The 25,121-nt window shown below is 66.7% G+C and carries 21 protein-coding genes; 16 read left to right on the forward strand and 5 right to left on the reverse strand.

Translation table 11 applies throughout. The features are described 5' to 3' along the window. Positions 1–29: 29 nt before the first annotated feature. The gene (locus ACREYQ_RS15495) at positions 30–2,408 is read right to left on the reverse strand and encodes a carbohydrate-binding family V/XII (protein ID WP_432258442.1); all 2,379 of its coding nucleotides are present in this window, start codon (positions 2,406–2,408) and stop codon (positions 30–32) included. 262 nt (positions 2,409–2,670) lie between these two features. On the opposite strand from ACREYQ_RS15495, the gene ACREYQ_RS15500 reads away from it, so the two are divergent. After that, entirely contained in the window at positions 2,671–3,816 is a 1,146-nt protein-coding gene (locus ACREYQ_RS15500) for a metallophosphoesterase (protein WP_432258443.1), read from the forward strand. Positions 3,817–4,015: 199 nt separating this feature from the next. Here ACREYQ_RS15500 and ettA read toward each other — a convergent pair whose 3' ends face one another. After that, entirely contained in the window at positions 4,016–5,683 is a 1,668-nt protein-coding gene (gene ettA, locus ACREYQ_RS15505; RefSeq protein ID WP_432258444.1) for an energy-dependent translational throttle protein EttA, read from the reverse strand. Between the two features lie 148 nt (positions 5,684–5,831). On the opposite strand from ettA, the gene ACREYQ_RS15510 reads away from it, so the two are divergent. Further along, positions 5,832–6,056, forward strand: coding sequence for a hypothetical protein (locus ACREYQ_RS15510; RefSeq protein WP_010812270.1), 225 nt, complete (start codon positions 5,832–5,834; stop codon positions 6,054–6,056). A 49-nt stretch (positions 6,057–6,105) separates the two neighbouring features. Next, complete coding sequence (locus ACREYQ_RS15515) at positions 6,106–6,639, forward strand: YgjP-like metallopeptidase domain-containing protein (protein ID WP_432260429.1); 534 nt, start codon at positions 6,106–6,108, stop codon at positions 6,637–6,639. On the opposite strand, the gene ACREYQ_RS15520 is transcribed toward ACREYQ_RS15515, so the two are convergent. Next, positions 6,624–7,520, reverse strand: coding sequence for an endo alpha-1,4 polygalactosaminidase (locus tag ACREYQ_RS15520; protein ID WP_432258445.1), 897 nt, complete (start codon positions 7,518–7,520; stop codon positions 6,624–6,626). The genes ACREYQ_RS15515 and ACREYQ_RS15520 overlap by 16 nt on opposite strands. 416 nt (positions 7,521–7,936) lie before the next feature. Here ACREYQ_RS15520 and ACREYQ_RS15525 point away from each other — a divergent pair, with 416 nt between their 5' ends. From ACREYQ_RS15525 to ACREYQ_RS15540, 4 genes are all read left to right on the forward strand, one after another. After that, complete coding sequence (locus ACREYQ_RS15525; RefSeq protein WP_432258446.1) at positions 7,937–8,839, forward strand: amidohydrolase family protein; 903 nt, start codon at positions 7,937–7,939, stop codon at positions 8,837–8,839. Positions 8,840–8,884: 45 nt separating this feature from the next. After that, on the forward strand, positions 8,885–9,799 hold the full coding sequence (locus ACREYQ_RS15530; protein WP_432258447.1) for an amidohydrolase family protein: 915 nt from the start codon (positions 8,885–8,887) through the stop codon (positions 9,797–9,799). Positions 9,800–9,908: 109 nt separating this feature from the next. Beyond that, the gene (locus ACREYQ_RS15535) at positions 9,909–11,351 is read left to right on the forward strand and encodes a UbiD family decarboxylase (RefSeq protein WP_432258448.1); all 1,443 of its coding nucleotides are present in this window, start codon (positions 9,909–9,911) and stop codon (positions 11,349–11,351) included. 228 nt (positions 11,352–11,579) lie between these two features. Continuing rightward, positions 11,580–12,971: a nucleobase:cation symporter-2 family protein gene (locus ACREYQ_RS15540; protein WP_432258449.1), complete on the forward strand. Its 1,392-nt coding sequence runs from the start codon at positions 11,580–11,582 to the stop codon at positions 12,969–12,971. A 5-nt stretch (positions 12,972–12,976) separates the two neighbouring features. On the opposite strand, the gene ACREYQ_RS15545 is transcribed toward ACREYQ_RS15540, so the two are convergent. After that, a complete protein-coding gene (locus ACREYQ_RS15545) occupies positions 12,977–13,900 on the reverse strand; it encodes a LysR family transcriptional regulator (protein WP_432258450.1) in 924 nt (307 codons plus the stop codon). Positions 13,901–14,096: 196 nt separating this feature from the next. On the opposite strand from ACREYQ_RS15545, the gene ACREYQ_RS15550 reads away from it, so the two are divergent. The 5 genes from ACREYQ_RS15550 to ACREYQ_RS15570 all read left to right on the forward strand — a co-directional run bounded on the left by ACREYQ_RS15550 (position 14,097) and on the right by ACREYQ_RS15570 (position 19,505). Continuing rightward, positions 14,097–14,969 carry an FAD binding domain-containing protein gene (locus ACREYQ_RS15550; protein ID WP_432258451.1) on the forward strand — a complete coding sequence of 291 codons (873 nt, stop codon included), beginning with the start codon at positions 14,097–14,099 and terminating at the stop codon, positions 14,967–14,969. Then, positions 14,957–15,472, forward strand: coding sequence for a (2Fe-2S)-binding protein (locus ACREYQ_RS15555; RefSeq protein WP_432258452.1), 516 nt, complete (start codon positions 14,957–14,959; stop codon positions 15,470–15,472). The genes ACREYQ_RS15550 and ACREYQ_RS15555 overlap by 13 nt, the downstream gene beginning before the upstream one ends. Next, positions 15,469–17,757 carry a xanthine dehydrogenase family protein molybdopterin-binding subunit gene (locus ACREYQ_RS15560; protein ID WP_432258453.1) on the forward strand — a complete coding sequence of 763 codons (2,289 nt, stop codon included), beginning with the start codon at positions 15,469–15,471 and terminating at the stop codon, positions 17,755–17,757. Before ACREYQ_RS15555 ends, ACREYQ_RS15560 begins: the two co-directional genes overlap by 4 nt. After that, positions 17,754–18,350, forward strand: a complete 597-nt coding sequence (locus ACREYQ_RS15565; RefSeq protein WP_432258454.1) for a UbiX family flavin prenyltransferase — start codon at positions 17,754–17,756, stop codon at positions 18,348–18,350. Before ACREYQ_RS15560 ends, ACREYQ_RS15565 begins: the two co-directional genes overlap by 4 nt. 66 nt (positions 18,351–18,416) lie before the next feature. After that, a complete protein-coding gene (locus ACREYQ_RS15570) occupies positions 18,417–19,505 on the forward strand; it encodes a CobW family GTP-binding protein (RefSeq protein ID WP_432258455.1) in 1,089 nt (362 codons plus the stop codon). Positions 19,506–19,636: 131 nt separating this feature from the next. On the opposite strand, the gene ACREYQ_RS15575 is transcribed toward ACREYQ_RS15570, so the two are convergent. Next, the gene (locus ACREYQ_RS15575) at positions 19,637–20,641 is read right to left on the reverse strand and encodes an AraC family transcriptional regulator (protein ID WP_432258456.1); all 1,005 of its coding nucleotides are present in this window, start codon (positions 20,639–20,641) and stop codon (positions 19,637–19,639) included. Between the two features lie 544 nt (positions 20,642–21,185). On the opposite strand from ACREYQ_RS15575, the gene ACREYQ_RS15580 reads away from it, so the two are divergent. The 4 genes from ACREYQ_RS15580 (at position 21,186) to ACREYQ_RS15595 (ending at position 25,107) form a co-directional block, all read left to right on the forward strand. Continuing rightward, on the forward strand, positions 21,186–22,535 hold the full coding sequence (locus ACREYQ_RS15580; protein WP_432258457.1) for a nucleobase:cation symporter-2 family protein: 1,350 nt from the start codon (positions 21,186–21,188) through the stop codon (positions 22,533–22,535). 3 nt (positions 22,536–22,538) lie between these two features. Further along, positions 22,539–23,954, forward strand: coding sequence for an amidohydrolase family protein (locus ACREYQ_RS15585; protein WP_432258458.1), 1,416 nt, complete (start codon positions 22,539–22,541; stop codon positions 23,952–23,954). A 339-nt stretch (positions 23,955–24,293) separates the two neighbouring features. Then, the gene (locus ACREYQ_RS15590; protein ID WP_432258459.1) at positions 24,294–24,482 is read left to right on the forward strand and encodes a hypothetical protein; all 189 of its coding nucleotides are present in this window, start codon (positions 24,294–24,296) and stop codon (positions 24,480–24,482) included. Beyond that, the gene (locus ACREYQ_RS15595; RefSeq protein WP_432258460.1) at positions 24,463–25,107 is read left to right on the forward strand and encodes a hypothetical protein; all 645 of its coding nucleotides are present in this window, start codon (positions 24,463–24,465) and stop codon (positions 25,105–25,107) included. The genes ACREYQ_RS15590 and ACREYQ_RS15595 overlap by 20 nt, the downstream gene beginning before the upstream one ends. The last annotated feature ends 14 nt before the right edge of the window (positions 25,108–25,121 follow it).

Consider the following 25,121-nt stretch of genomic DNA (forward strand, 5'->3'; position numbering starts at 1 on the left):
TCGTCTTAACTGCTTTCAAGGGCGCCGCGTCAACGCCGGAAGCCTCCATGGAAGCCACCGCCGCGCCCGGCCCGGCCGCCGAAGCCGCGCCCCTGCCACTGCTGTGCCGTGCCCTGGAAGCGCTGCTGCCCGACCTCGCGCGCCTGGCGCTGCTGCTCCAGCCGGGCCGTCGCGTCGTTGTTGGGCTGCACCGGCTCCCAGCCGCTGGGGGTGTGCTTCTGCCAGCCGTTGTCGGTGTGCTGGTAGACCGAGCCGTCATGGCCGGCATACACGTTGCCGTTGTTCCACACCACCGCATTGTTCTTGTCCGGGTTGGCGACAAAGCCGCGGCTGCCGGCGGTGTGCTGCCCGGTCTGCGTGTTGCCGGCGATGCCTGCCTCGGCAGCACCGACACGGCCGGTCTGCGCGTTGTAGCCCGCCGCCTGGTGGCCGGCCGCATAGTCGCCGGTATAGGTGTTGCCGGCCACGCCGCCGCGCGCCGCGCCTTCGCGCCCGGTCGACGGGTTGGCGAACGAACCCTGGCGGCCCGCCGCATAGTTGCCCGAATAGGGGTTGAACGCGGCGCCCCGGCTGCCCTGGTAGCGCGCCCCGGTGGCCGGGTTGTAGCCGGCGCCGGCGGTGCCGCGCCATTCTGTGCCGGTCCAGGCGTTCCAGCCCTGGGCATGGGTCACGGTGCCCTGGCCCCAGCGGCCGTAGAAATTCGCCTGGTTCACGTTGACGTAGTTCCAGTTGTACGGGCCGCCCCACCAGTACGGGCCCCAGTAAGGCGAGGCCGCCCCCCAGAATGCGCCCGCAGCGAAGCCGAAGGCAAAGCCCTCGGCCATGCCGATGCCAAAGCCGGCGCCATAGCCATAGGTGGCCGGGTAGCCGTAATAGACTGCGCCCACGTAGGGCGGATAGACGTAGCCGGTGCCATACACCACCGTGCCGTCGGCGCTGACCACCACGCCCATGTAGCCGGGGGTATAGCCCACCACCACGGTCTCCGGCGTGACCGAATAGATGCGCACGTAGGTCACGTAGTACACCGGCGAGGTCGGCGGGATGGTGTAGATCGCCGACGGCACCTCGGTGGCCACGTGCCACGGGCCGGACGGCGCCGGCGCGGTGAACCAGACGCCGTTGGCCACCGCATAGTAGTGGCTGCTGTCGACCTCGATCACTGCCGTGCCGGAATTGACCGCGTAGCTGAGCGAGGTGCCGGTGATCGGCGTGAAGCGCGGCGCGCCGTCATAGGCCACCGCCAGGCTGGCCTTGCTGCGCGACACCGTGGCGGTCTGCGGAATGGTCGCGGCGATCTCGGCCTCGCGCGCCTGCGGCGTGCCGGGCACCGAGACCAGCACATTGGCCTTGGGGTCGGTCGGCGGGATCCTGGCGAAGTCCGCCGGCAGCTGGCTGCCGGGCACGTACTGCCACGGCCCGGTCAGCATCGGCGCCCGGAACCAGCGGCCCGAGACCAGCACGTAATACTGGTTGCCGGCCGGATCGACAAAGACCGCGTGGTCGGCGTTGGACATCGTCAGCAGGCTGACCCCGCTCACCGGCGCCATCTGCGGCGCACCGCTGGTGACGACCAGCTCGGTCGGCTGCGTGGCGAAGAGGATTGCCGGCGCCCTGGCCGGCCGCTTGCCGTCGGCCGGCAGCATCGTGTCGGGCTTCATGCTGGCCGCGGCCTTGGTGGCCGCGCTCTGCAGCGCCTGGGGCACGGTTGTCATCACTTCCCAGGCGCCGCCGGCCGATTCGGAGCGATACCAGTAGCCGGCCGCCTGCAGGTGCAGCTCGCCGCCCGGCTCGCGCAGCAGCAGCGCGCGGCTGTTCAGCGCGCGCTCGTATTGTGTGCCGGGCACGGTGCGCCACGCCGGCTCGCCATCGACCAGCACCAGCAGCGTCGGCGTGGTGGCAAAAAGAATCTGGGGCGCGTCATTGCGCACCGCCACGCGGCCGGCCTTGGCCAGTTGCTGGGACACCGCGTAGCTGGCCTGCAGTTGCTCCAGCGGCACCGTCAGTCCGTTGGCCGGCAGGCGCGACACCAGCGCCTGGCGCACCCGGTCGGCGGCGTCGGGCCTGGTCGGGACGTCGACGCTGTCTACCGTGATCCGGGTCAGTTGCACCAGCCCGGAGGGCTTGTCGATATCGCCGGTGGCCGAGAAATGGACCACGCCGTAGGTCGGCGAACCCGACTTCTCTCCCACCGCCACCGCCGCGCGTCCGGACAAGCGGTTGCCCTCCCAGGTCTCGATCTGGGGCTGGTACAACTCCACATGGTCGGTGGCGGCGTCAAAGTTGCGTGGCCAGTTCAGGGCGGCCGCGCTTGGCTTGGGCGGCGTGGCGGCCTGCAGGCTGAGCGGGGCGAGGGCAAACCACGCCGCGGCGATCAGGGCGCTGGTCTGCTTCAGGCGAAAAGACATGAGGGTTTCTCCGGGAGGAAGCCGCCTGCGCCGGCTGATCGGCACTGCGGGCACGATGCTGCACAACGGGGCGGCCCATTCCGCGAATCTAAATTAGGCCGCCAAGGCGAACAATCTGATTCGAAAACATTCAGGATCCGGCAGAAAAAAGACAGATCGGCCGCGCCAGGTGTGCATCTTGCGTGACCTGAAGCCACCGCCAAGCCCCTTGAAGCCGCCTCCCTGCGGCCTCATCTTTAAAGACTCCACCCTGGCCGCCCCCATGCCTCCACGCACCACCATTCTGACAGCCGCCCTCGTGACAGCCATGCTGCACGCCTATATCGGGCTGCGCCTGCTGCCGGCGCTGCCGGTGCCGATGGCGGTCAAGGCCCTGGCCTTCGCCTGGCTGGCGCTGTCCTGCGCCCTGCTGCCGGCCGGGCTGCTGGCGCGGCGCGTCAGCCAGCCCTGGTCGGACCTGGTTTCCTGGATCGGCATGCTGGCGATGGGATTCTTCTCTTCGCTGCTGGTGCTGACGCTGGTACGCGACGTGACGCTGGCCGCCGCCTGGCTGGCCGGGCGGTTGCTCGGCTGGCACGCACCCGGCCTGTCCGCGGACAGCGCCGTGGCGGTGCCGCTGCTGGCGTTGCTGGTCACGCTGGCCGGCTATATCAATGCGCGCCGGCTGGCGCGCGTGGTCGAAGTCGACGTGCCGGTGGCCGGCCTGCCCGAAGCCCTGCACGGCTTCAGCATCGCGCAGATCAGCGACATCCATGTCGGGCCCACCATCAAGCGCCCCTACCTCGACCGCATCGTCGACCGCGTCAACAGCCTGCACGCCGACGCCGTCGCCATCACCGGCGACCTCGTCGACGGCACCGTGCCTGAGCTATCCGCCCACACCTCGCCGCTGGCGCGGCTGCAGGCGCGCCACGGCACCTACTTCGTCACCGGCAACCATGAGTATTACTCCGGCGCTGAAGCCTGGATCCGCGAACTGCGTCGCCTGGGCGTGCGCGTGCTGATGAACGAACACGTCGTATTGCAGCACGACGGCGGCGCACTGGTGCTCGGCGGCGTAACCGACTACTCCGCCGGCCGCTTCCACGAAAGCCACCGCAGCGACCCGCACCGCGCCATCGCCGGCGCCCCGGCACACGCCGGCGCGCGCGTGCTGCTGGCCCACCAGCCACGCACGGCACCGGCCGCGGCAGAAGCCGGCTTCGACCTGCAGCTGTCCGGCCACACCCACGGCGGCCAGTTCTGGCCGTGGAACCTGTTCGTGCCGATGCAGCAGCCATACACTGCCGGACTGGAGCGGCATGGTTCGCTCTGGATCTATGTCAGCCGTGGCACCGGGTATTGGGGACCGCCAAAGCGGTTCGGGGCGCCGTCGGAGATTACGCGGGTGAGGTTGGTGCGGGCGTAGGCCTGATTGCCGCTGAGGCGAAGCAAAAAGCCCCACTCATCTGAGTCGGGGCTTTGTTTTTGGGGCGCCTAGGTTTCGAAGCGCCACTTGTGTGCTCCCTCTCCCGCACGCGGGAGAGGTGAGCAAACCCGCGGCGTGTGAAGGTTGTCAGCAACGTGCCTGGCCGCAGGCCCGGCACTCTATCGCACTTAACAACCCATTACCGCGCAATCGGCTTATACCGAATCCGCTTCGGCTTGGCCCCTTCCTCACCCAGCCGTCGCTTCTTGTCCGCCTCGTACTCTTGATAGTTGCCCGGGAAGAACTCCACATGCGAGTCCCCCTCGAACGCCAGGATGTGGGTAGCAATCCGGTCCAGGAACCAGCGATCGTGGGAAATCACCATCACGCAGCCGGCAAATTCCAGCAGCGCATCTTCCAGCGCCCGCAGCGTTTCCACGTCAAGGTCGTTGGACGGTTCGTCCAGCAGCAGCACGTTGCCGCCGGCGATCAGCGTCTTGGCCATGTGCAGGCGGCCGCGTTCGCCGCCCGACAGCGTGCCGACCTGCTTCTGCTGGTCGCCGCCCTTGAAGTTGAAGCGGCCGATATAGGCGCGCGACGGCGTCTCGTACCTGCCCACCGTCAGGATGTCGGAACCGCCCGAGATCTCTTCGAACACGGTCTTGGTGCCGTCCAGCGCGTCGCGGCTCTGGTCGACGAAGGCCATCTTCACGGTCGGCCCGATCTTGATCTCGCCGCTGTCCGGCTGTTCCTTGCCGGTCAGCATGCGGAAGAAGGTCGATTTACCGGCGCCGTTCGGGCCGATGATGCCGACGATGGCGCCCGGCGGCACCTTGAAGCTGAGATTGTCGATCAGCAGGCGGTCGCCGTAGCCCTTGCTCACGCCGTCGAACTCGATCACCTCGTTGCCCAGGCGCTCCCCCACGGGGATGAAGATTTCCTGGGTTTCGTTGCGCTTCTGGTAGTCCTGGCTGTTCAGCTCGTCAAAGCGGGCCAGACGCGCCTTGGACTTGGCCTGGCGGCCCTTGGGGTTCTGGCGCACCCACTCCAGTTCCTTGTGCAGCGCCTTCTGACGGGCCGATTCGCTGGCCTCTTCCTGCTTCAGGCGGGCTTCCTTCTGGTCCAGCCACGAACTGTAGTTGCCCTTCCAGGGAATGCCCTGGCCGCGGTCCAGTTCCAGGATCCACTCGGCGGCGTTGTCGAGGAAGTAGCGGTCGTGGGTCACGGCCACCACGGTGCCCGGGAAGCGCGTCAGGAACTGCTCCAGCCATTCCACCGATTCCGCATCCAGGTGGTTGGTGGGCTCGTCCAGCAGCAGCATGTCGGGGCGCGACAGCAGCAGGCGGCACAGCGCCACGCGGCGCTTTTCACCACCGGACAGGTTGCCGATCTTCGCGTCCCACGGCGGCAGGCGCAGGGCGTCGGCGGCGATTTCCAGCTGCAGTTCGACGTTGTTGCCGTCGCTGGCGGCCAGGATGGCTTCGTACTTGGCCTGGTCGGCGGCGAGCGCGTCGAAGTCGGCGTCCGGCTCGGCGTAGGCGGCGTAGATCTCGTCGAGCTTCTTGCGCGCCTCGAATACGCCGCCCAGGGCTTCTTCCACCGACTCGCGCACGGTCTGCTCGGGATTGAGCTGCGGCTCCTGCGGCAGGTAGCCGATGTTCAGGTTGGGCATCGGCGTGGCTTCGCCCTCGATTTCCTTGTCGAGGCCGGCCATGATCTTGAGCAGCGTGGACTTGCCCGAGCCGTTCAGGCCCAGCACGCCGATCTTGGCGCCGGGGAAGAACGACAGCGAGATGTCCTTCAGGATGTGACGCTTGGGCGGAACGATCTTGCCCACGCGGTTCATGGTGAAAACGTACTGTGCCATGGGTGCGTGTTGGTGGGTTGTGCGGGAATTGCGGGAATGGCGGCAGTGTATCAGGCACGCGCGGCGCGCTGAGCCGGCGCCGGCCGGATCCCGCCCCCGACGGTACAATGCCGGGTTCGACTTTCCGCTGAACTTTCAAGCCATCGCCATGAGCAAACCCGCCCTGACCCTGAAGTTCAAGTGCAAGAAGTGCACCAAACCCGTCACGCTGTACCTGCAGAAGACGTCGGCCTGCTCGCACATCACCCCGTACCAGGGCTTCTGCAAGTGCGGCGAGATGATGCGCCACGCCACCGGCGACAAGGACGCGGTCGAGTCCTTCGTCAACTCGCTGGACAACAGCTGGATGCACCACCATCACCACCACCACTGACCAGGCCGCTGCGGTGACTGAAACCTGGCGCCCCGCCGGCAAGGACCCGATGCGCTTCCTGGGCGGCTATCCGCCCGGCGTGCTGGAGCAGGTGCGCGAGCTGATCGCCGCCGGCCGGCTCGGCGACCATATTGCGCGCCGCTACCCCGGGCGCCATATCGTGCAGACCGACCACGCGCTGTACGAGTACACCACGGACATCAAGCAGGAATCCCTGCGCAGCGCGCCGCCGCTGCACAAGGTCGGCTTCGATGCGCGCCTTGATTCGGCCCAGCGTGCGCTGGGCCTGCACACCGCGATCTCGCGCGTGCAGGGCGGCAAGCTCAAGGCCAAGAAGGAAATCCGCGTGGCCTCATTGTTCAAAGAGGCGCCGCCGGAATTCCTGCGCATGATTGTCGTGCACGAGCTCGCCCACCTGAAGGAGAGCGAGCACGACAAGGCCTTCTACCGGCTCTGCGAACACATGGAGCCGCGCTACCACCAGCTGGAGTTCGACACCCGCCTGTGGCTGGCGTGGCGCGAACTGGACAAGGCGGGGACGGCGGCCGCCGCCGCCCCCGCAATGACTCAGTCGCAGGCGTAGCGCGAGCTGCCGTCCAGGTAGGCCGGCATCACCAGCGTGCGCAGGTTCGCTGCCCTGGCCGCGGCACACAGCGCATTGCGCTGGGACACGGTCTTGTACCTCGACTTGTACTCGATGTTGAAGACCGCCTTGCCCTGGCCGGTGAAGGCCGTATAGGCGCCGCACTCCTGGTACTGGAAACACTGCTCGTTGACGGCGAAATCAAAGTCCGCCGCCAGTTGCCCGACCTGGTCGATATCGTTTTTCAGGCCGATGGCAAGGCCGCGCGCATGCGCCTCGGCCGCCAGGAAGCGGTTGTAGTCCAGCTGCGTGTCGGCCGTCAGCGGCAGGCCCGTGCTGTTGGTATAGCCGTCGACATTGTCCGCATCCACGCCATCGCAGCGCTTGGACACAGCCAGGTCCATGCGCGCCTGCATGATGCTGCGCACGTTGGCCGAGCGCGTATCCACCCAGCGCTCGCCGGCCCAGCCCGACAGCGGGCTGCCCAGGTCGCTCGCGGTGAACCGGCTGTAGTCCGGACGCCAGTCTTCCGCGCTGCCGGCCGAGAAATAGCAGACCACGCGCTCACCCTTGGCGTGCAGCGCGTCGATGGTGGCCTGCGGCGTGTCGAACAGGTCGAAGTCGTACATCGCGACCGGGTAGCTGGTATTGAGCGTGCCGGTGAGCTGGATCTGCCAGGTGTCGGTAATCGCGGGCATCCAGCGCGTGGTTGTGCTGGTGACAGTGGTAGCCGTGGTGCCGTACTTTGTGGCTTCCGTTGCCGTTGCCGCGGCCGGCGACGCCATCTCCGTCACGCCCCCGTCCCCGCCGCAGCCGCCCAGCGCCATTGACAGCGCAACAGACAGCATGGCCCCCGCCATGACTGCATATTTGCCGTGCATGATTTCCCCCTTCCCTGTCGTAAACCCCGTTGAAAGGCAATCGGCCCATGTTGTCCCTGCCCTGCAGCGGCGGGCCTGCCGCTGTGGTTTATGCAATGTAGCGGATTAGTACCCTGGCCGGAATGCGCATGGCCCGACTGTTCGTGCAACGCAACACATAACTTTCTTGACGCCGCGCTTGCGCGCTATGTATAAAGAGCACGTGGGTAGAAGCGGTCGATTGGACAGCAGCGGTGCAATGCCGCGAGGTTCAACTGGAGATTGCTCACTGACGGAGTGTTTCGTCGGTGGCGCAGTGGTCCAACAGCTCCCCTGACAAGGACTCCCGATAGCAGCATGCAAGGCCGGCCCCGCGGCGTTGTTCGCGCGCGCCTGCCGCATGCGTGTCCAACCTAGTCATTGTTAGGGGATCTCCCATGATCATCGACACCAGCTGTTATCCGACGAACCTGGTGGACCTGGCCTGGCGCCACGACGGCGACCCGTTCACCGGCGAGCGCCTGATCCGGATGATGGACGGCCCGTTCACCATCAACGGCAAGCCGCGCCGCATCGACAAAGCCTTTATCCAGCCCCCGCAGGGCAACACCATCTACACCTACACCGATGGCGTGAAGTCGGGCGGCGAGTCCATCGACGCCTACATGGCCTACACCGTCGAGATGGTGAAGAAGTACCCGGAACGCTTTATCGGCTGCTTCGTCTACAACCCGCGCTGCGGCGTGCAGAACGGTGTCAACGCCATGGAACACTACGTCAGGAAGCTGGGCTTCAAGATGGTCCAGTTCCAGGCCAATATGCACGCCTACCGCCCCGACCGCGCGCTCGACTGGCTGCGCCCCGCGCTGCAGAAGTGCGCCGAGCTGGGTGTGCTGGTCAAGCTGCATACCGGCGACGGCCCCTACAGCATCCCGACCGAATGGGTGCCGATGATGAAGGAGTTCCCGACGGTGAACTTCATCATGGCCCACTTCGGCGTGCAGACCGGCGGCGTGTACTGCTTCGAGCCGTTCCAGATGGCCATGGACATGCCCAACGTGTACTGCGAATCGGGCTGGTGCCTGCAGTCGCGCATCGTCGAGTTCGCCAAGGTCTTGCCGAAGCACAAGATCCTGTTCGGCTCCGACACCCCGCCCAACGAGCCCGGCATGTGGCTGCGCCTGCTGGAAGTGCTGTGCTTCGAGCCGCCGCAGGGCCTGAACCTGGATGAAGACACGCTGGAGGACTACCTCGGCAACAACGTCGCCCGGATGATCGGCCTCGCGCCGACACCGGTCCCGCGCACGCTCGAAGAAGCGAAAGCGCGCCTGGCCGCGTAAGCACAACGGCCTGCGCCACCGACAACGGACTCCGGAGCACACAACATGATTATCGATACCCATCTGCACCCGACCAATCTCGTCGACGAAGCCTGGCGCCACACCGGCGAGCCCTTCAACGGCGAGCGCATGCTCAAGATGATGGACGGCCCCTACATGATCAACGGCAAGCCGCGCCGCATCGACATGGGCTTTATCCAGCCGCCGCCGGGCAACACCGGCTACCGCGACGGCAACCGCCGCGGACGCGAAGGCATCCGCGACTACATGGCCTACATCGCCGAGCTCTGCCAGAAGTACCCCGACCGCTTTATTGGCAACTTCACCTTCAACCCGCGCTGGGGCCCGGAAGAAGGCGCGCAGGAGCTGGAATTCCACGTCAGGGAATACGGCTTCAAGATGCTCAAGCTGCATGCCAACATGCACGGCTACCGCCCCGACCGCGCGCTGGACTGGCTGCGCCCGGCGATGAAGGTCTGCGCCAAGTACAACGTGGTAGTGCTGATCCACACCGGCGACGGCCCGTACACGATCCCGACGATGTTCTACCCGATCATCCGCGAATTCCCGATGGTCAATTTCATCATCGGCCATTTCGGCATCCAGACCGGCGGCAACTACTCGTTCGAGGCCTTCTGGATGGCGATGGACACGCCCAACGTGTATTGCGAATCGGGCTGGTGCTTCCAGTCGCGCATCGTCGAGTTCGCGCGCCAGCTGCCGCGCGACAAGATCGTGTTCGGCACCGACACCCCGCCCAACGAGCCCGGCATGTGGCTGCGCGAGCTGGAGATGCTGTGCGGCCCCGCGCCGCAGGGCATGGACCTGGACGAGGACGGGCTGGAGGACTACATGGGCAACAACATCGCCCGGCTGGTCGGCATCGAGACCACGGCGCCGCCCAGGACGCAGCAAGAGGCACTGGCGCGGCTGAAGGATACGTATGCCAGTACCCGATAGTCGCTAGCCGCTAGTAGTTCGGCAGGCAGGCACGGCACGGCGGCCGGGAGCATTCCCGGCCGCCGGGGCAGCCTTCGCCCTGGCCAACCCTGACCACAGGAGCCGATCCATGAACTCACCCTCAGCGCCCTTTGCCCCGGCGGCATCGGCGCGCAAGCCCTTCCACGACACCTCGCAGGATTTCCACCAGTTCCTGGCCGCCTACCGCGAGGCCTTCCCCGAAGACGTCCTGCATATCCGCGAGCCGGTCGGCGCCGACCAGGATCCGACCGCGCTGGTGTGGGCGCTGGCCGCGCAGGGCCGCCATCCGGCCTTGCTGTTCGACCATGTCGAAGGCCTGGGCACGTCGCTGGCAACCAACCTCTTTGCCTCGCGCGAGCGCGTGGGGCGCATGCTGGGCGGCGTGCCGCCCGCCGGCATCCATGCCGAATACCAGGCCCGCAGCCGCCGCATGGCGGCGCCGCGCGTGCTGGACAGCGGCGCCGTGACCGGCCATGTCGAGACGGAACACATCGACCTGCGCACGATCCCGGCGATCAGGCACTTCGCCACCGACCGCGGTCCCTACATCACCAACGCGATCCTGATCGCGGAAGACCCCGACACCGGCATCGGCAACGCCAGCTACCACCGCTCGATGCTGCACTCGCCGACCGAGATCGCCACCAGCCTGCATTCGCGCGGGCACCTGTGGCGCATGCAGCAGCGCGCCACCGAGCTGGGCCGGCCGCTGCCGGTGGCCATGGTGATCGGCGCGCATCCGCTGTTCATGCTGGCCGGCGCCGCGCGGCTGCCCTATGGCGTGGATGAGCGCCATGTGGCTGGCGGCCTGTTCGGCGCGCCACTGGAAGTGATACGCACGCCGCGCCACGGCATCCTGGTGCCGGCGCATGCCGAGATCGTGCTTGAAGGCGTGATCGATCCCGAAGCGCGCGTCGAGGAAGGCCCCTTCGGTGAGTTCACCGGCTATTCGTCGGACCGCTCGACCAACAACCTGCTGCGCGTGCAAAGCGTGATGCGCCGCACGGACGCCTGGCTGGTCGACGTGGTCGGCGGCAACTCGGCCGAGCACCTGAACCTGGGCCGCATCCCGCGCGAATCGGAGATGGTCGAGAAGCTCAGGGAGCGTTTCCCGGGCGTCACCGCGGTGCACTACCCCAGCTCCGGCACGCACTTCCACGCCTACGTGGCGCTGCGCCAGAGCCGCCCCGGCGAGGCGCGCCAGGTGATGCTGGGCCTGCTCGGCTGGGACCCGTACCTGAAGACGGTGGTCGCGGTGGATGAGGACGTCGACATCACCCGCGATGAAGACGTGCTGTGGGCGATGGCCACGCACCTGCAGCCGCACCTGGACGTGGTGATGGTCGATGGCTTGCCTGGCAGCGCACTTGACCCCTCGGCGTCAGGTGTAGGCACCACGTCACGCATGGGGCTGGACGCCACGCGCGGACCTGCCTTCGACGGCATCCGGGCGCGCATCGACCCGGCCGCGATGGAGCGCGCAGCGGCACTGCTGAAGCGGCTGGAACGCGCGGGCTCCCACGTGCCGTAAGGGATAACCCGCTGAAACCGGCGGATTCATCGTTTCACCCGATCGATAAATCCGCCGCAAACGTTGTACCCTCCCGCCGCCGCTGTCATGCTGGATTCATAAGACAGGACAGGCGCGGGCATCGCACGAGAGGATGGCACCACCATCCCGCAGAGGAAACGCCGGCGACCTTGGCGACACGTGAGCGCTTTAAGCGCGACCGGCGTGATACCGACCAAAGGAGACAGCATGAACCCTACCCTGCCTGCGCAAGGGAATGCCCCCGTGCATCCCGTTGACGAGGTCCTGCCCCCGCCCCGCCTGCTGGCCCTGGGCCTGCAGCACGTGCTGGTGATGTATGCCGGCGCCATTGCCGTGCCGATGATCATCGGCGGCGCCCTCAAGCTGCCCAAGGACCAGGTGGCCTTCCTGATCGCCGCGGACCTGTTCTGCTGCGGCCTGGTGACGATGATCCAGAGCATCGGCATCTGGAAGATCGGCATCCGCCTGCCGGTGATGATGGGCGTCACTTTCACCGCCATCGCGCCGATCATCGCCACCGGCTCCAATCCTTCGCTGGGTCTGCCCGCAGTGTTCGGCGCGGTGATGGTGGCGGGCATCTTCACCTACTTTGCCGCACCGTACGTCGGCAAGATGGTGCGCTGGTTCCCGCCGGTGGTGACCGGCACCGTGGTGCTGGTGATCGGCATCTCGCTGATGCGGGTCGGCATCAACTGGGCAGCGGGCGGCAACCCGACCATCAACACCGCGGCCGGTCCCATGCCCAATCCCAACTTCGGCCTGCCGGTGAACATCGCCATCGCCACCGCGGTGCTGTGCACGGTGCTGGCGCTGGTGGCCTTTGCCCGGGGCTTCCTGTGCAACGTGGCGGTGCTGATCGGCATTGCGGTGGGTTTCGTGATCGCGCTGTCACTGGGCAAGGTCAACTTCGAAGGCCTGCACAACGCGCACTGGGTGGAGCTGATCACGCCCTTCCACTTCGGCTGGCCCACTTTCGACGCCATGACCGCGGTCACCCTGTGCGTGGTGATGATCGTGATCATGATCGAGGGCGTGGGCCAGTTCCTGGCGCTGGGCGAGATCGTGGGCCGCCCGGTGGGCTGCGACGACCTCGCGCGCGGCCTGCGTGCCGACGGCGTGGGCGCGCTGGTGGGGGCGGTGTTCAACACCTTCACCTACACCTCGTACGCGCAGAATGTCGGGCTGGTGCAGGTAACGGGCGTGCGCAGCCGCTGGGTCTGCGCCACCGCCGGCGGCATCCTGATCGTGCTGGGCTGCCTGCCCAAGCTGGCCTTCTTTGCCGCATCGATCCCGCAATACGTGCTGGGCGGCGCGGCGCTGGTGATGTTCGGCATGGTGGCCGCCACGGGCGTGCGCATTCTCGGCCATGTGGACTTTGTCGAGAACAAGAAGAACGCCTATATCGTCGCCGTCAGCGTGGCGCTGGGCATGATCCCGCTGGTGTCGGACAAGTTCTTCGCGCAGATGCCCGAGCTGCTGGCCAAGTTCTGCCAGAACGGCATCCTGCTCGGCACGCTGACGGCGGTGCTGCTGAACCTGCTGTTCAACGCCCGCTCGCCGGCCCCCCAGGCCCACGGGCTGGCCAACGAGACGGCATGACGTAGTCAGCCTGCGTCGGCCAGCTTGGCGCGATAGCGCATCAGCAGGTCGCGGAAAGCCTGGGCCGGCGGCGACAGCGACCGGTCCGCGTGCACCAGCAGCGAGATCTCGCGATGGATCACCGGATCGGTCGGCATCACCGTGGCCAGCCCCAGCGCGGAAGTCAGCCGCGTGACCGCCGCGCTCATCACCGCGATGCCCAGCCCGGCATCCACCATGCCCACCATGGTCAGCGGCAGGAACACCTCGTGCACCCGCTGCAGCGAGATGCCGCGCGCGGCCAGCGCCGTATCCAGGCAATCGCGGATCGGGTTGCCCTTGTGCGGCCCGATCACGGGCAGGCCGGCCACGTCCTCCCAGCGCAGTGTCTTGCGCCGCCGCAGCGGATGGTGAGCCGGCATCACGATCACGAAGGGATCGGACATCAGCCGGTGCGCGCTCAGGTCGGGCTGGCCTTCGGGGATGGTGCCGATGCCGAAGTCCACCTCGCCCGAGCTGACCATCTTCGTCACCTCATGCTCGGACACATCGTGCAATTCCACCTTCACGCCGGGATGGCTCACGCAGAACTCGCGGATCACGCGCGGCAGCATCAGCGCCGCCTGGATCGACGATGCCGAGATCGACACGCGCCCGCGCCCCAGCGTGCGCAGCTCGCTGGAGTTCTCGATCACGCTGTCGATATCGGCCACCGCCTTCTTCACCAGCGGCAACAGCTCAGCGCCCGCCTGGGTGATGTGCAACTGGCGCGTGTGGCGGTCGAACAGCTTCAGGCCGAGATTGCCTTCCAGCTCGTGGATCAGCGCGCTGACCGACGACTGCGACAGGTCCAGCTTCTCGGCCGCGCGGGTGAAGTGGCGCTCCTGCGCCACGGCGATGAACGCGCGCAACTGGCGCAGCGACACGTTCATGTTGCTGATGTTGGGCATGTTGTCTACCTCCGGTATATCGGGGTGCGCGCTTGCTTCGCCAGGTCTGGCGGGCGCGTCTGATTCATAGGGTAACACGATCAATTAATCCGTTTCCGGGTCTTTACCGATGACGGCCATCCGCCCATGATGACTTCAACGGTGCGCGCCCCACACGACAGGCAGACGCCGCCGATGGCACAGACCAGGAGGAGCAATGAGAGCGTTTGAATACTTCGAACCGGCAACGCTGGCGGAAGCCTCGGCCATGCTGCACCGGTGCGGCGGCAAGGCCAGCGTGCTGGCCGGCGGCACGGACCTGCTGGTCCAGATCAAGGAGTCCGTGCGCAAGCCCGAGCAGGTGATCAACATCAAGAAGATCCCGGGCATGGACGTGCTGACCTTCGATCCCGTCAACGGCCTGCGCATCGGCGCGCTGGTGACCACGCGCGCGGTGGAGACGTCGGGCTTCGTGCAGCGCCATTACGCCAGCCTGGCGAAGGCCGTGACGGACTTCGCCTCGATCCAGGTGCGCCATCGCGCCACCGTGGTGGGCAACGTCTGCCGCGCATCGCCGTCGGCCGATTCGATCGCGCCGCTGGTGGCGGACGGTGCCTCGGTGCACCTGTATGGACTATCCGGCTCGCGCGAGTTGCACGTGGAGGACTTTGTCACCGGCGTCGGCAAGACCGCCATCGCGCCGGACGAGATCGTCACCCGCATCACCGTGCCGGCGCCGCGTCCCCACACCGGCAAGGTCTACCTCAAGCATGGCCGCCGCGTGCAGATGGAACTGGCCACGGTTGGCGTGGCGGTATCGCTGACGATTGAGAACGGCCACTGTGCCGAGGTCGGCATCGTGCTGGCAGCGGTCGGCCCCACCCCGGTACGCGCCGTGCGCGCCGAGCACGTGCTGCGCGGCCAGCGCGTGACCGACGCCCTGATCCTGCAGGCCGCGCACGCCGCCATGGGCGATGCGCGCCCCATCAGCGACGTGCGCGCCAGCGAAGCGTACCGGCGGCAGATGGTCAGCGTACTGACCCGCCGCGCCCTGGAACAAGCCGTGGAGGCAGCAGCATGCGAAAAATGATCGAACTCGTCATCAACGGCGAGCCGCGCGAACTGGCGGTGGCGCCACACAGCACGCTGCTCGACGCCCTGCGCAACGACGCCTGCCTGACCGGCACCAAGAAGGGCTGCGACGTGGGCGAATGCGGCTCATGCACCGTCATCATCGACGGCCAGCCGATGAACTCGTGCCTGGTGCTGGCGCCCGAAGCGCACGGCTGCCACATCACCACCATCGAAGGCATCCAGCCCGCGCCCGACACCGTGCACCCGATCCAGGAGCAGTTCATGCAGTGCGGCGCCGCGCAGTGCGGCTTCTGCACGCCGGGCTTCGTGGTGATGGCCAAGGCGCTGCTGGACGAGAACCCGCACCCCACGCGCGACGAGATCCGCTTTGCCATTGCCGGCAATATCTGCCGCTGCACCGGCTATACCAAGATCATCGAGGCCATCGAGAAGACCGCCGAGGCCATGGACCCTGCCGGGTCCGCAAACCGCGTCCGCGCCAGCGAGGAGGCACGATGACCCACGCCGTGATCGGACACAGCGTCAAGCGCACCGACCTGCTCGACAAGGTCACCGGCAACGCGAAGTACGTTGCCGACATGCCCTTCGCCGGCCTGCTGTTCGGCAAGCTGAAGCGTTGCAATGTCGCCCATGCAAGGATCCGCCGCATCGACACCTCGCGCGCCCTGGCGTTGCCGGGCGTCAAGGCCGTGCTGACCCATGAGAACGTGCCGCGCGTGCTGCACGCCGGCTCGCCCCACCCGCGCTCCGCCTCGGTGACCTGCGACCAGTACATCCTGGACGACAAGGTGCGCTACTGGGGCGAAGGCGTGGCCGCGGTGGCCGCCATCAGCGAAGAGATCGCCGAGCGCGCGATCGAGCTGATCGAAGTCGAATACGAAACGCTGCCGGCGGTCTTCACCACCGAAGACGCCGAGCGCTCCGACGCCCCGCGCATCCACGACCGCGAACCCGGCGGCAACCTGGTGCTGCCGCCGGTCATCATCAAGCGCGGCGACGTGGAAGCGGGCTTTGCCGAAGCGGACTTCATCCTGGAGGGCATCTACGAAGGCGGCCGCCCCACCCCCGCCTACATGGAGCCCAACGTCTGCACCACCAGTTGGGACGGCAACGGCAACCTGACGGTGTGGATCTCCACCCAGACCGCCTTCATGGTGCGCGGCATCATGGCCGAGGTGCTGGGCCTGCCGCTGCACAAGGTGCGCGTGCTGGTCGACCATATGGGCGGCGGCTTCGGCGCCAAGCAGGACCTGTTCCAGCATGAGTTCCTGTGCGCGCTACTGGCGCGCGAGACGCGCCGCCCGGTGCGCATGGAGTACACGCGCGAGGAAACCTTCCTCGGCGGCCGCACGCGCCATCCGGCGAAGATCTGGCTCAGGCAAGGCTTCCGCAACGACGGCACCATCACCGCGCGCCAGGCCAGGGTGGTGTTCAACTCCGGCGCCTATGGCTCGCATGGCCCCGGCGTGACCAATGTCGGCACCGCCGCCATGGTCTCGCTGTACCGCTGCGACAACGTGCTGCTGGAAGGCCGCTGCGTCTACACCAACAGCCCCATCGCGGGCGCGTTCCGCGGCTATGGCGTGGTGCAGACCTACTATGCGCTCGACGTGCAGATGGACGAAGCGGCCGAGCACCTGGGCCTGGACCCCGCCGAACTGAAACTGAAGAACGCCGTGCGCGAAGGCGATATCGCGCCGTCCAACCATCCGCTGATCGGGCACGGCCTGGAGGCCTGCATCGAGAAAGGCATGGAGCTGGTCGACTGGCCCGCGCTGCGGCGCCGCCCGCGCGACACCACCGGCCCGATCCGCACCGGCTGGGGCCTGGGTTGCGAGATGCACGGCAGCAGCGCCTATCCCGGCATCAAGGAACAGGGCAACGCCATCATCAAGATGAATGAGGATGGGACAGTGGTTCTGCTGACCGGCGCGGCCGGGCTGGGTACGGGTGCGCATACCGCCCTCGCGCAGATCGTTGCAGAAGAACTGACCCTGCCATTCGAATCGGTATCGGTCGTGCACGGCGACACCGACGTCGTGCCCTGGGACATCGGCGCCTTTGCCAGCCACACCACCTATATGGTCGGCAAGGCCGCGCAGATGGCCGCCGGCGAGATCAAGCGCCAGCTGTTCGAGCGCGCCGCGAAGCTGATGGAATGCGAGCCCGATGCCCTGACGCTCACCGCCGGCGTGATCGCCGTGCGCGACCGCGACGGCCCCACGCTGACCGTGCGCGAGGCCGTGATGCCGCGCAAGGGCATTCCCGCCGCGCAGCTGGTGGGCACCGCGACCTATCACCCGACCAAGTCGTACTCGTTCGCCGCGCATTTCGTTGAGGTGGCGGTCGATACCGAGACCGGCTTCATCACCGTGCAGCAGGTAGTGCCGGTGCATGACGTCGGCAAGGTGATCCATCCGGTGGCGGCCGCGGGCCAGATCGAAGGCGGCATCCAGCAAGGCATCGGTCACACGCTGTATGAGGACTACCAGATCGACATGCGCACCGGCCGCTCGCTTAACGCCAACTTCGTCGACTACAAGATGCCGCTGGCGATGGACATGCCGCCCATCCACACGGTAATCCTGGAAGCGGCGCCCGACCCCGGCGGCCCCTTCGGCGCCAAGGGCGTGGGCGAGGACCCGATCGTCGCGATCGGGCCAGCGATCGCCAATGCCGTATTCGACGCCATCGGCGTGCGCTTCCGGCACTACCCGATCAAGCCGGAGCAGGTGCTGCAGGCACTGGCGGAGAAGACGGCGAAGGAAGGCGCCACCTCATGACCCGCAAGCAACGCCTGGTGGTCGCCATCACCGGCGCCAGCGGCGCGGTGTACGGCGTGCGCATCCTGCAGGCACTGTCGGCACTGGACGGCTGGGAGACCCACCTGGTCTGCTCGCCGTCCGGCCTGCTGACCGCGCACCATGAGCTGGGCCTGCAGCGCCCGCAGATCGAAGCCATGGCTGACGTGGTGCACAACGTGCGCGATATCGGCGCCACCATCGCCAGCGGTTCATTCCGCTGCGATGGCATGGTGGTGGCGCCGTGCTCCATGCGCACGCTGGCCGCCATCGCCACCGGGCTTGCCGACAACCTCGTCACCCGCGCCGCCGACGTGATGCTGAAGGAGCGGCGCCGGCTGGTGCTGCTGGCGCGCGAGACGCCCTTCCACCTGGTGCACCTGCGCAACATGACCACGGTGACGGAGATGGGCGCCATCGTGCTGCCGCCGATGCCGGCGTTCTATGCACATCCGCAATCGGTGGACGACATCGTCAACCACACCGTGGGGCGCGTGCTGGACCTGTTCGACGTGCCGCACGACGGATTGGTGGAACGCTGGGAAGGCTTGCGCCCCAATGTCGCCACCGCGTGAGAAGAAGATTTCGCCTCGCGGTAGCGAGGAACGCAGTACCCAACTCGGTATAAATCAGGAGACAACATGAACGCACCTGCCGTCGCACAACACCCCCCCGTCCCGGTCACCATCCTTACCGGCTTCCTCGGCTCGGGCAAGACGACGCTGCTCAACCACATCCTGACGCAGAAGCACGGCCACCGCATCGCCGTGATCGAGAACGAGTTCGGCGAGGTCGATGTCGATTCCGACCTGGTGATGACCTCGGATGAAGAGATCTACCAGATGACCAACGGCTGCATCTGCTGCGTGGTCGATGTGCGCACCGACCTCGTGCGCATCCTGCAGAAGCTGCTGGAGCGTCCCGAGCGCTTCGACCATATCCTGGTCGAGACCAGCGGCCTGGCCGATCCCACGCCGGTGGCCGCCACCTTCTTCATGGACCACGAAGTCGCCAGGCAGGTCACGCTGGACGGCATCCTGACACTGGTGGACGCGGTGCATATTGAAAGCCACCTCGATGATCCCCAGCTGACGGGTTTCGACAACCAGGCCGTCGACCAGATCGTCGCGGCCGACCGCGTGATCCTCAACAAGACCGACCTGGTCGACGCCCCGCAGCTCGACCGGCTGGAGGCACGCATCCACCGCCTGAACGAAGGCGCGCAGATCCTGCGCTCCAACTTCGCGCAGGTGGACCTGGGCAAGATCCTCGGCATCGGCGGCTTTACGCCTGGCACCATCCAGGCGGATGCGCACGATGACCACCACGATCACGTGCATGACCATGACGATCACGACCACGTCTGCGACGAGCATTGCGATCACGTGCACGATGACGACGCGCATGGCCACCGCCACGATCCGTCGGTCGCGTCGGTATCGCTGGTGTTCGACCAGCCGTTCGACCGCCAGCGCCTTGAGCATGGCCTGAAGGCCCTGCTGGCCGCACAGGGCGACGACGTGTTCCGGATGAAGGGGATCGTGGCCATCGACGGCGACACGCACCGCTACGTGCTGCAGGCGGTGCACCGGCTGATGGACTTCCATCCCGCCGATGCGTGGGGCGCGGAAGCGGCGCAAAGCAAGTTCGTGTTTATCGGCCGCAATCTGGACAAGCAACGTCTGCAGACGCTGCTCAAGCTGTGCCTGCCGCTGGCACAGGCGGCTTAGATCCCAGTAATGTATCCGAGGCTACCGTCATTCCCGCGCAGGCGGGGATCCAGCGTCTTTCACGTCCCCTTCGGGGATGAAGTCACTGGGTTCCCGCCTGCGCGGGAACGACGATGGTTAAGCGAACGGAACTACCGGCCAGCGCCTGGATCCCGCAGCGTCTGCGACGGCAGTTCCCCAAACTCGCGCCGGTATTCGCGCGAGAACAGGCTCAGGTGGGTAAATCCGTGCCGCAGCGCGATCGCGCTGACCATCCCCTTTTCTTGCCGCGCCCGCTGCAGGTCGGCGCGCGCGCCATGCAGGCGCAGGAGCCGCAGGTACTCCATCGGTGTGGTGTTCTTGCTCTTGCGGAAACCCAGCTGCAAGGTGCGCGCCGATACGCCGCAATGCGCCGCGATCTGCTCCAGCGTCAAGGGCTGGTCAAGATTGGCGCGCAGGTAAGCGATAGCATTGCGCACATAGTCAGGCAGTGCCGCGTCGAACCGGCGGGGCAGCATATTGCCGTCCGCGGCGAAGCGGTCGAGCAGCAGCGTCGACAGCACGATGCGTTCGATGCTGGCATCCACCGCAGGCACACCGCTGCCTTCGCGCCGCACCCGCGTTTCCGCGCGCAGGTAGCTCACCAGCGCCTGCCAGCGCTCGGCACGGCCATCGTCCGCCACCGGCTGCATGTCGAACTCAATCGGCGCCGGCGGCTCGAAGCTGAACTGCTGGCGGAACGCCTCTTCGATCAGCTGCCGGCGGATCACCACGCTGAAGCGCTCGCAACCAGGGTCCAGCGACAGCGTGGCCGGCACGGTCGGCGAGAACACAAAGGTCGCCCCCGGCGGCATCAGCATCGCACCGCGCGGCGTCTCCACGTGGCACGTTCCCGCCAGCACGGTCTGGATCACGAACTCATCCTTGTTCGGCTGTGGTTCGATCTGCACTGCCTGGTTGTAGGCGATGGTGACCAGTGTCAGCCGGCCGATGGTGCTGGTGTCGATACGGGCATCGAGCGCCGCATCGGCTTCGGCCGCGCGCAGCCGCGTGGGGCCGAACACGCGGCCGGACAGCGACTGGATGCGATCGAGGTCACCGCCGCGGCTGACTGGCGAGCGGGAAGCTGCAGCAAACCATCCTGCGTTGGGTGACATATGTGATGTGGACGGCGAAGTTGAAAGGAGCGACTACAAAGGCCTGGCTGCCGACGTACCCCGGGCACCTGTGCACGACTGCGCCAAATCTTGCTCACGCCCGCTGTGAACGCTCCCCTCTCCCGCGAAGTGGGAGAGGGGTGGGGGTGAGGGCGGGCGCGTCGACGAAGTGCAGCCCGTCGGTATGCCAGCGCCCGCCCTCACCCCCTGCCCCTCTCCCGCAAGCGGGAGGGGAGCACACAAGCGGCGAGCAGCACGCCTTCGCCGCGAAGTACGCCATCCATCCTAGGACCCCCACCCCGCTCACGCAACCCAAGGGAAACCCCTGATCCCCCGGGCTCGCATTTTGCAAGCGCAATTGCGGCCCGGTGCCACGGCCTTCGCAATAACGCTATGACGGCATGCCCTGCATCACTACTGTGCAAGGCATGCGTCGGCCATGCGCCGCGCATGGCACCGTGACGGACCGAGCCCGGCAACCACAGACCGGGCCAGCCGCCGCCGGCATGGCGCACTTTCCCCCAATGCGGCAGGAGACAACATCATGCAACCAGCGGTTCACCCCGTCGACCAGATCCTGCCGGCACGCGCCATGGCGTCGCTCGGCTTCCAGCACATGCTTGTCAGTTATCTCGGCGCCATCGCGGTGCCGATGATCGTCGCCGGCGCGCTCAAGATGACGCCGGCGCAGACCACCATGCTGATCAGCACCGCGCTGTTCACCTCCGGCATCGCCACCCTGCTGCAGACCGTCGGCTTCTGGAAGTTCGGCGTGCGCCTGCCGCTGATGCAGGGCGTGGCGTTCAGCTCGGTGGGGCCCGTCATCGCCATCGGCACCGATCCCGCGCTCGGCTTCAACGGCGTGTGCGGCGCCATCATCGCCGCGGGCGTGATCGCGATGTTCCTTGCGCCCATCATCGGCAAGCTCAAGCGCTTCTTCCCACCGGTGGTCAGCGGTTGCACCATCACCGCGGTGGGCCTGTCGCTGTTCCCGGTTTCGTTTCACTGGTTTGGAGGCGGAAGGGGGGCGCCTGATTTCGGCGCCCCCATCTTTTTCATCGTCGCCTTCGGCGTGGTGGCACTGATCCTGTTTATCAACCGGCACGGCGGCGAGCTGATCCGCAACCTGTCCGTGGTGATCGGCCTGCTGGTCGGCGGCACGGTGGCGTGGATGCTGGGCATGGGCAACTTCGATGAAGTCGGGCGCGCACCGTGGTTCACGATGGTGACGCCGTTCGCCTTCGGCATGCCCACCTTCAACGTGGGCGCCATCACCACCATGGTGATCGTGATGGTGGTGCAGATGGTGGAATCGATGGGCCTGTTCATCGCCGTCGGCGATATCGTCAAGCGCCCGCTGACCGAGCGCGACGCCACCCGCGGCCTGCGCGCCAACGGCCTGGCCAGCGCCATCGGCGGCATGTTCGCGGCGTTCCCGTATATCGCCTTCATGGAGAACGTGGGGCTGGTCATCGTCACCGGCGTGCGCAGCCGCTGGGTGGTTGCCACCTGCGGCGCGATGCTCTGCGCCGTGGCGCTGGTGCCCAAGATCGGCGCCCTGTTCGCCTCGATCCCGGCCGCCGCGCTGGGTGGCGCCACCATGGTGATGTTCGGCGTGGTCGTCGCCGCCGGCATCAAGACCCTGGGCGAGGTCGAGTACGACCGCAACCCGAACAACCTCTCCATCGTCGCCGTCACGCTCGGCTGCGCGATGATGCCGGTGATGCTGCCCGGCATGCTGGAGAAGCTGCCCGGCTTCCTGCAGCCCTTTGTCCACAGCAGCGTGATCATCGCCTGCGTGGTCTCCGTGGTCCTCAACCTGATTCTCAACGGCATGCCCGCGCGTGAAGCCGACGAGCTGCCCGCCACCGCCGACAACGTCCAAGGGGTCTGAAACATGGTGCAGAACACCAACGCCACCAGCGCCACCAGCAACACATCCGCCGGCGACCTGCTGATCCGCAACGCCGCCGCCGTGATGACCGGCCGTACCGGCAACGCCGCCCGCGCCGGCGCCGCCGACATCCGCATCCGCGACGGCCGCATCGCCGAAATCGGTGCAGGCCTGCCGCGCCAAGACGGCGAGCCCGTGCTCGACGCCAGCGGCTGCGTGGTCTACCCGGGCTGGGTCAACACCCACCACCACCTGTTTCAGAACCTGCTCAAGGCCGTGCCCAGCGGCATGAACGTGGGGCTGGAGCCATGGCTGGCCTCCGTCGCCTACCCGCGCCTGGCGCGCTTTACGCCCGAGATCTTCCGCACCGCCGTGCGGCTGGGGATGGCGGAGTTGCTGCTGTCCGGCACCACCACCTGCGCCGATCACCACTACCTCTACCACCACGGCCACGGCGCGGAGACCGGCGACGTGTTGTTCGAGGTGGCGGAAGAGCTCGGCATGCGCCTGGTGCTGTGCCGCGGCGGCGCCATCCAGTCGGCCGCCGATCATCCCGGCATGCGCGCGACTGCACTGGTGCCCGAGACGCTGGACGAGATGCTGGCCGATATCGAACGGCTCAAGGCGCGCTACCACGATGCCTCTGCCGATGGCCTGCGCCGCGTAGTGGTCGCACCAACGACGCCAACCTTCTCGCTGCCACCCGCCCTGCTGCGCGAGCTGGCTGCCTTCGGGCGCGGCATGGACCTGCGCCTGCATTCGCACCTGTCCGAGACCGACAACTATGTGAAGTTCTGCCGCGAGAAGTACCAGTGCACACCGGTGCAGTTCGTCGCCGACCACGACTGGCTGGGGCCTGACGTCTGGTTCGCGCACCTGGTCACAGTGAATCCCGAAGAGATCCGCATGCTGGCGGTGACCAACACCGGCATGGCGCACTGCCCCGTCAGCAATGCGCGGCTGGGCAGCGGCATCGCACCGGTGCGGGCGATGGCCGATGCGGGTGTGCCGATTTCACTGGGCGTGGATGGCGTGGCGTCCAATGAATCGGGCAGCATGGTGCATGAAGCCAATTTCGCGTGGCTGGTGCACCGGGCACTCGGCGGGGCTGCGCAAACCCGCGTGGAAGAAGTCATCCACTGGGGCACCGCAGGTGGTGCGCAGGTGCTGGGGCTGCCGGGGATCGGCACGCTGGCGCCGGGGCAGTCTGCCGACCTGGCGATCTATGACGTCAGCGGGCTGCGGTTCCATGGCTTCCATGACATCGGCACGGCACCGGTGGCGGCTGGCGAGCCTACGCCGGTGCGGGATGTGCTGGTGCGGGGGCGGCAGGTGGTGCGGGATGGAGCGGTCGTGGGGCTGGACCTGGAGAAGCTGCGGCGGGAGGCGCGGGAGGCGTTGGCGACGCTGGTGGATTAGGCGTTTGGCTATTTGCTGGCGGGCGCGGCTCGGGCACGATGCGGCGTCCGTACGGGAATGCGAAGTGTCCTATCGATTCGAGCGCCTTAAAGCGTGAGACTGGGGCTGTCATCGAACAACGGTGACCGAGTGTGGAAACTCGACAGCTTCATCCAGGGCGATCGCTTTTGCGATTGCCCTCTTCCGCGTACGCGCCATTTCTCCATATGGCGGGCCGGACGAGGCAGCCGCAAGGCTGACCGGGATTGGGTGAAGCACCGGTTTTCCACCCTCGTCGTCAGGCCCGCCGCCCTCCCCTAACGTCGAGCGGCGGACCTTCATCCAACGGTAGGAGGTCCTATGTCGGAAATCGATCTATCCATGGCGCGGTACAGCATTGAGACGGTGGCAGCGGGTATGGAAGGGGTGCTTATGCTGCTGGAGCAGCATAGTGAGCAGTCGGAGGCATGCTTTAGTGCGTTCTGTTTGTTGGGGCTGGTGAAGGCGCAGCTGGAGAGTGTGTTGGCGGATGAACTGCCTGCGTCTTAATTGGTACGGCTTCCCGGCAAAGGCGTTGACTGCGAAGTCGGGAAGCCTCTCTCCCCCTGGTATTGCCTCGTGGCAAATGCATCAGACGCAAAGCGTGGCAGCAAGCCAACTCGGTACACTTCAACCCATCAAAGTAATAGGTGGGGTATGGAAGATGTACCACTACACAGACGGCGGTCTCAAAAACGTGTGGCTGGTCAATGGATACAAATTCCAGAGCACGCCCTACGGCGAAGGCATATCGATCGAAGATCTGGACGGTCTTTGCGTCGCCATCTGTCTCGCCCTGGCCAAGAAGCCATCCCCCCTCACAGGTACAGAGTTCCGCTACATCCGCAGCGCAGGCTTGATGCAATCGCAAGCCGGTCTGGCGAAATTGCTTGGGAACAATGAGCAGGCCGTCGCTCGTTGGGAGAAGACCGGCAAGTTGCCAAGGTGGGCCGACAAACTGGTACGCCTGCTTTACCTGGCGCGCGCAGAAGGCAGTGCTCCTATCGCCTCAGTGATTGAACGCATCAACGCAGTCGAGCGCGCGGAAAAGCAGAAGATCGTGCTACGCACTGCGAAATCCGGGTGGGCATCTAAGATGGAGCCACAAGGCAGTGACGAAGGCATTGCGGCATAGCGGCTGGCCGGCCC

This window comes from Cupriavidus sp. TMH.W2 (assembly GCF_050847365.1).
Lineage (GTDB): Bacteria > Pseudomonadota > Gammaproteobacteria > Burkholderiales > Burkholderiaceae > Cupriavidus.

Coding starts and splice junctions, on each gene's coding strand:
- ACREYQ_RS15515 (WP_432260429.1), top strand. CDS start 6,106: ATGCGCTTCCTGGGCGGCTATCCGCCCGGCGTGCTGGAGCAGGTGCGC.
- ACREYQ_RS15495 (WP_432258442.1), bottom strand. CDS start 2,408: ATGTCTTTTCGCCTGAAGCAGACCAGCGCCCTGATCGCCGCGGCGTGG.
- ACREYQ_RS15580 (WP_432258457.1), top strand. CDS start 21,186: ATGCAACCAGCGGTTCACCCCGTCGACCAGATCCTGCCGGCACGCGCC.
- ACREYQ_RS15545 (WP_432258450.1), bottom strand. CDS start 13,900: ATGCCCAACATCAGCAACATGAACGTGTCGCTGCGCCAGTTGCGCGCG.
- ACREYQ_RS15585 (WP_432258458.1), top strand. CDS start 22,539: ATGGTGCAGAACACCAACGCCACCAGCGCCACCAGCAACACATCCGCC.
- ACREYQ_RS15560 (WP_432258453.1), top strand. CDS start 15,469: ATGACCCACGCCGTGATCGGACACAGCGTCAAGCGCACCGACCTGCTC.
- ACREYQ_RS15565 (WP_432258454.1), top strand. CDS start 17,754: ATGACCCGCAAGCAACGCCTGGTGGTCGCCATCACCGGCGCCAGCGGC.
- ACREYQ_RS15555 (WP_432258452.1), top strand. CDS start 14,957: ATGCGAAAAATGATCGAACTCGTCATCAACGGCGAGCCGCGCGAACTG.
- ACREYQ_RS15525 (WP_432258446.1), top strand. CDS start 7,937: ATGATCATCGACACCAGCTGTTATCCGACGAACCTGGTGGACCTGGCC.
- ettA (WP_432258444.1), bottom strand. CDS start 5,683: ATGGCACAGTACGTTTTCACCATGAACCGCGTGGGCAAGATCGTTCCG.
- ACREYQ_RS15595 (WP_432258460.1), top strand. CDS start 24,463: ATGAACTGCCTGCGTCTTAATTGGTACGGCTTCCCGGCAAAGGCGTTG.
- ACREYQ_RS15510 (WP_010812270.1), top strand. CDS start 5,832: ATGAGCAAACCCGCCCTGACCCTGAAGTTCAAGTGCAAGAAGTGCACC.
- ACREYQ_RS15520 (WP_432258445.1), bottom strand. CDS start 7,520: ATGCACGGCAAATATGCAGTCATGGCGGGGGCCATGCTGTCTGTTGCG.
- ACREYQ_RS15540 (WP_432258449.1), top strand. CDS start 11,580: ATGAACCCTACCCTGCCTGCGCAAGGGAATGCCCCCGTGCATCCCGTT.
- ACREYQ_RS15535 (WP_432258448.1), top strand. CDS start 9,909: ATGAACTCACCCTCAGCGCCCTTTGCCCCGGCGGCATCGGCGCGCAAG.
- ACREYQ_RS15590 (WP_432258459.1), top strand. CDS start 24,294: ATGTCGGAAATCGATCTATCCATGGCGCGGTACAGCATTGAGACGGTG.
- ACREYQ_RS15530 (WP_432258447.1), top strand. CDS start 8,885: ATGATTATCGATACCCATCTGCACCCGACCAATCTCGTCGACGAAGCC.
- ACREYQ_RS15550 (WP_432258451.1), top strand. CDS start 14,097: ATGAGAGCGTTTGAATACTTCGAACCGGCAACGCTGGCGGAAGCCTCG.
- ACREYQ_RS15575 (WP_432258456.1), bottom strand. CDS start 20,641: ATGTCACCCAACGCAGGATGGTTTGCTGCAGCTTCCCGCTCGCCAGTC.
- ACREYQ_RS15500 (WP_432258443.1), top strand. CDS start 2,671: ATGCCTCCACGCACCACCATTCTGACAGCCGCCCTCGTGACAGCCATG.
- ACREYQ_RS15570 (WP_432258455.1), top strand. CDS start 18,417: ATGAACGCACCTGCCGTCGCACAACACCCCCCCGTCCCGGTCACCATC.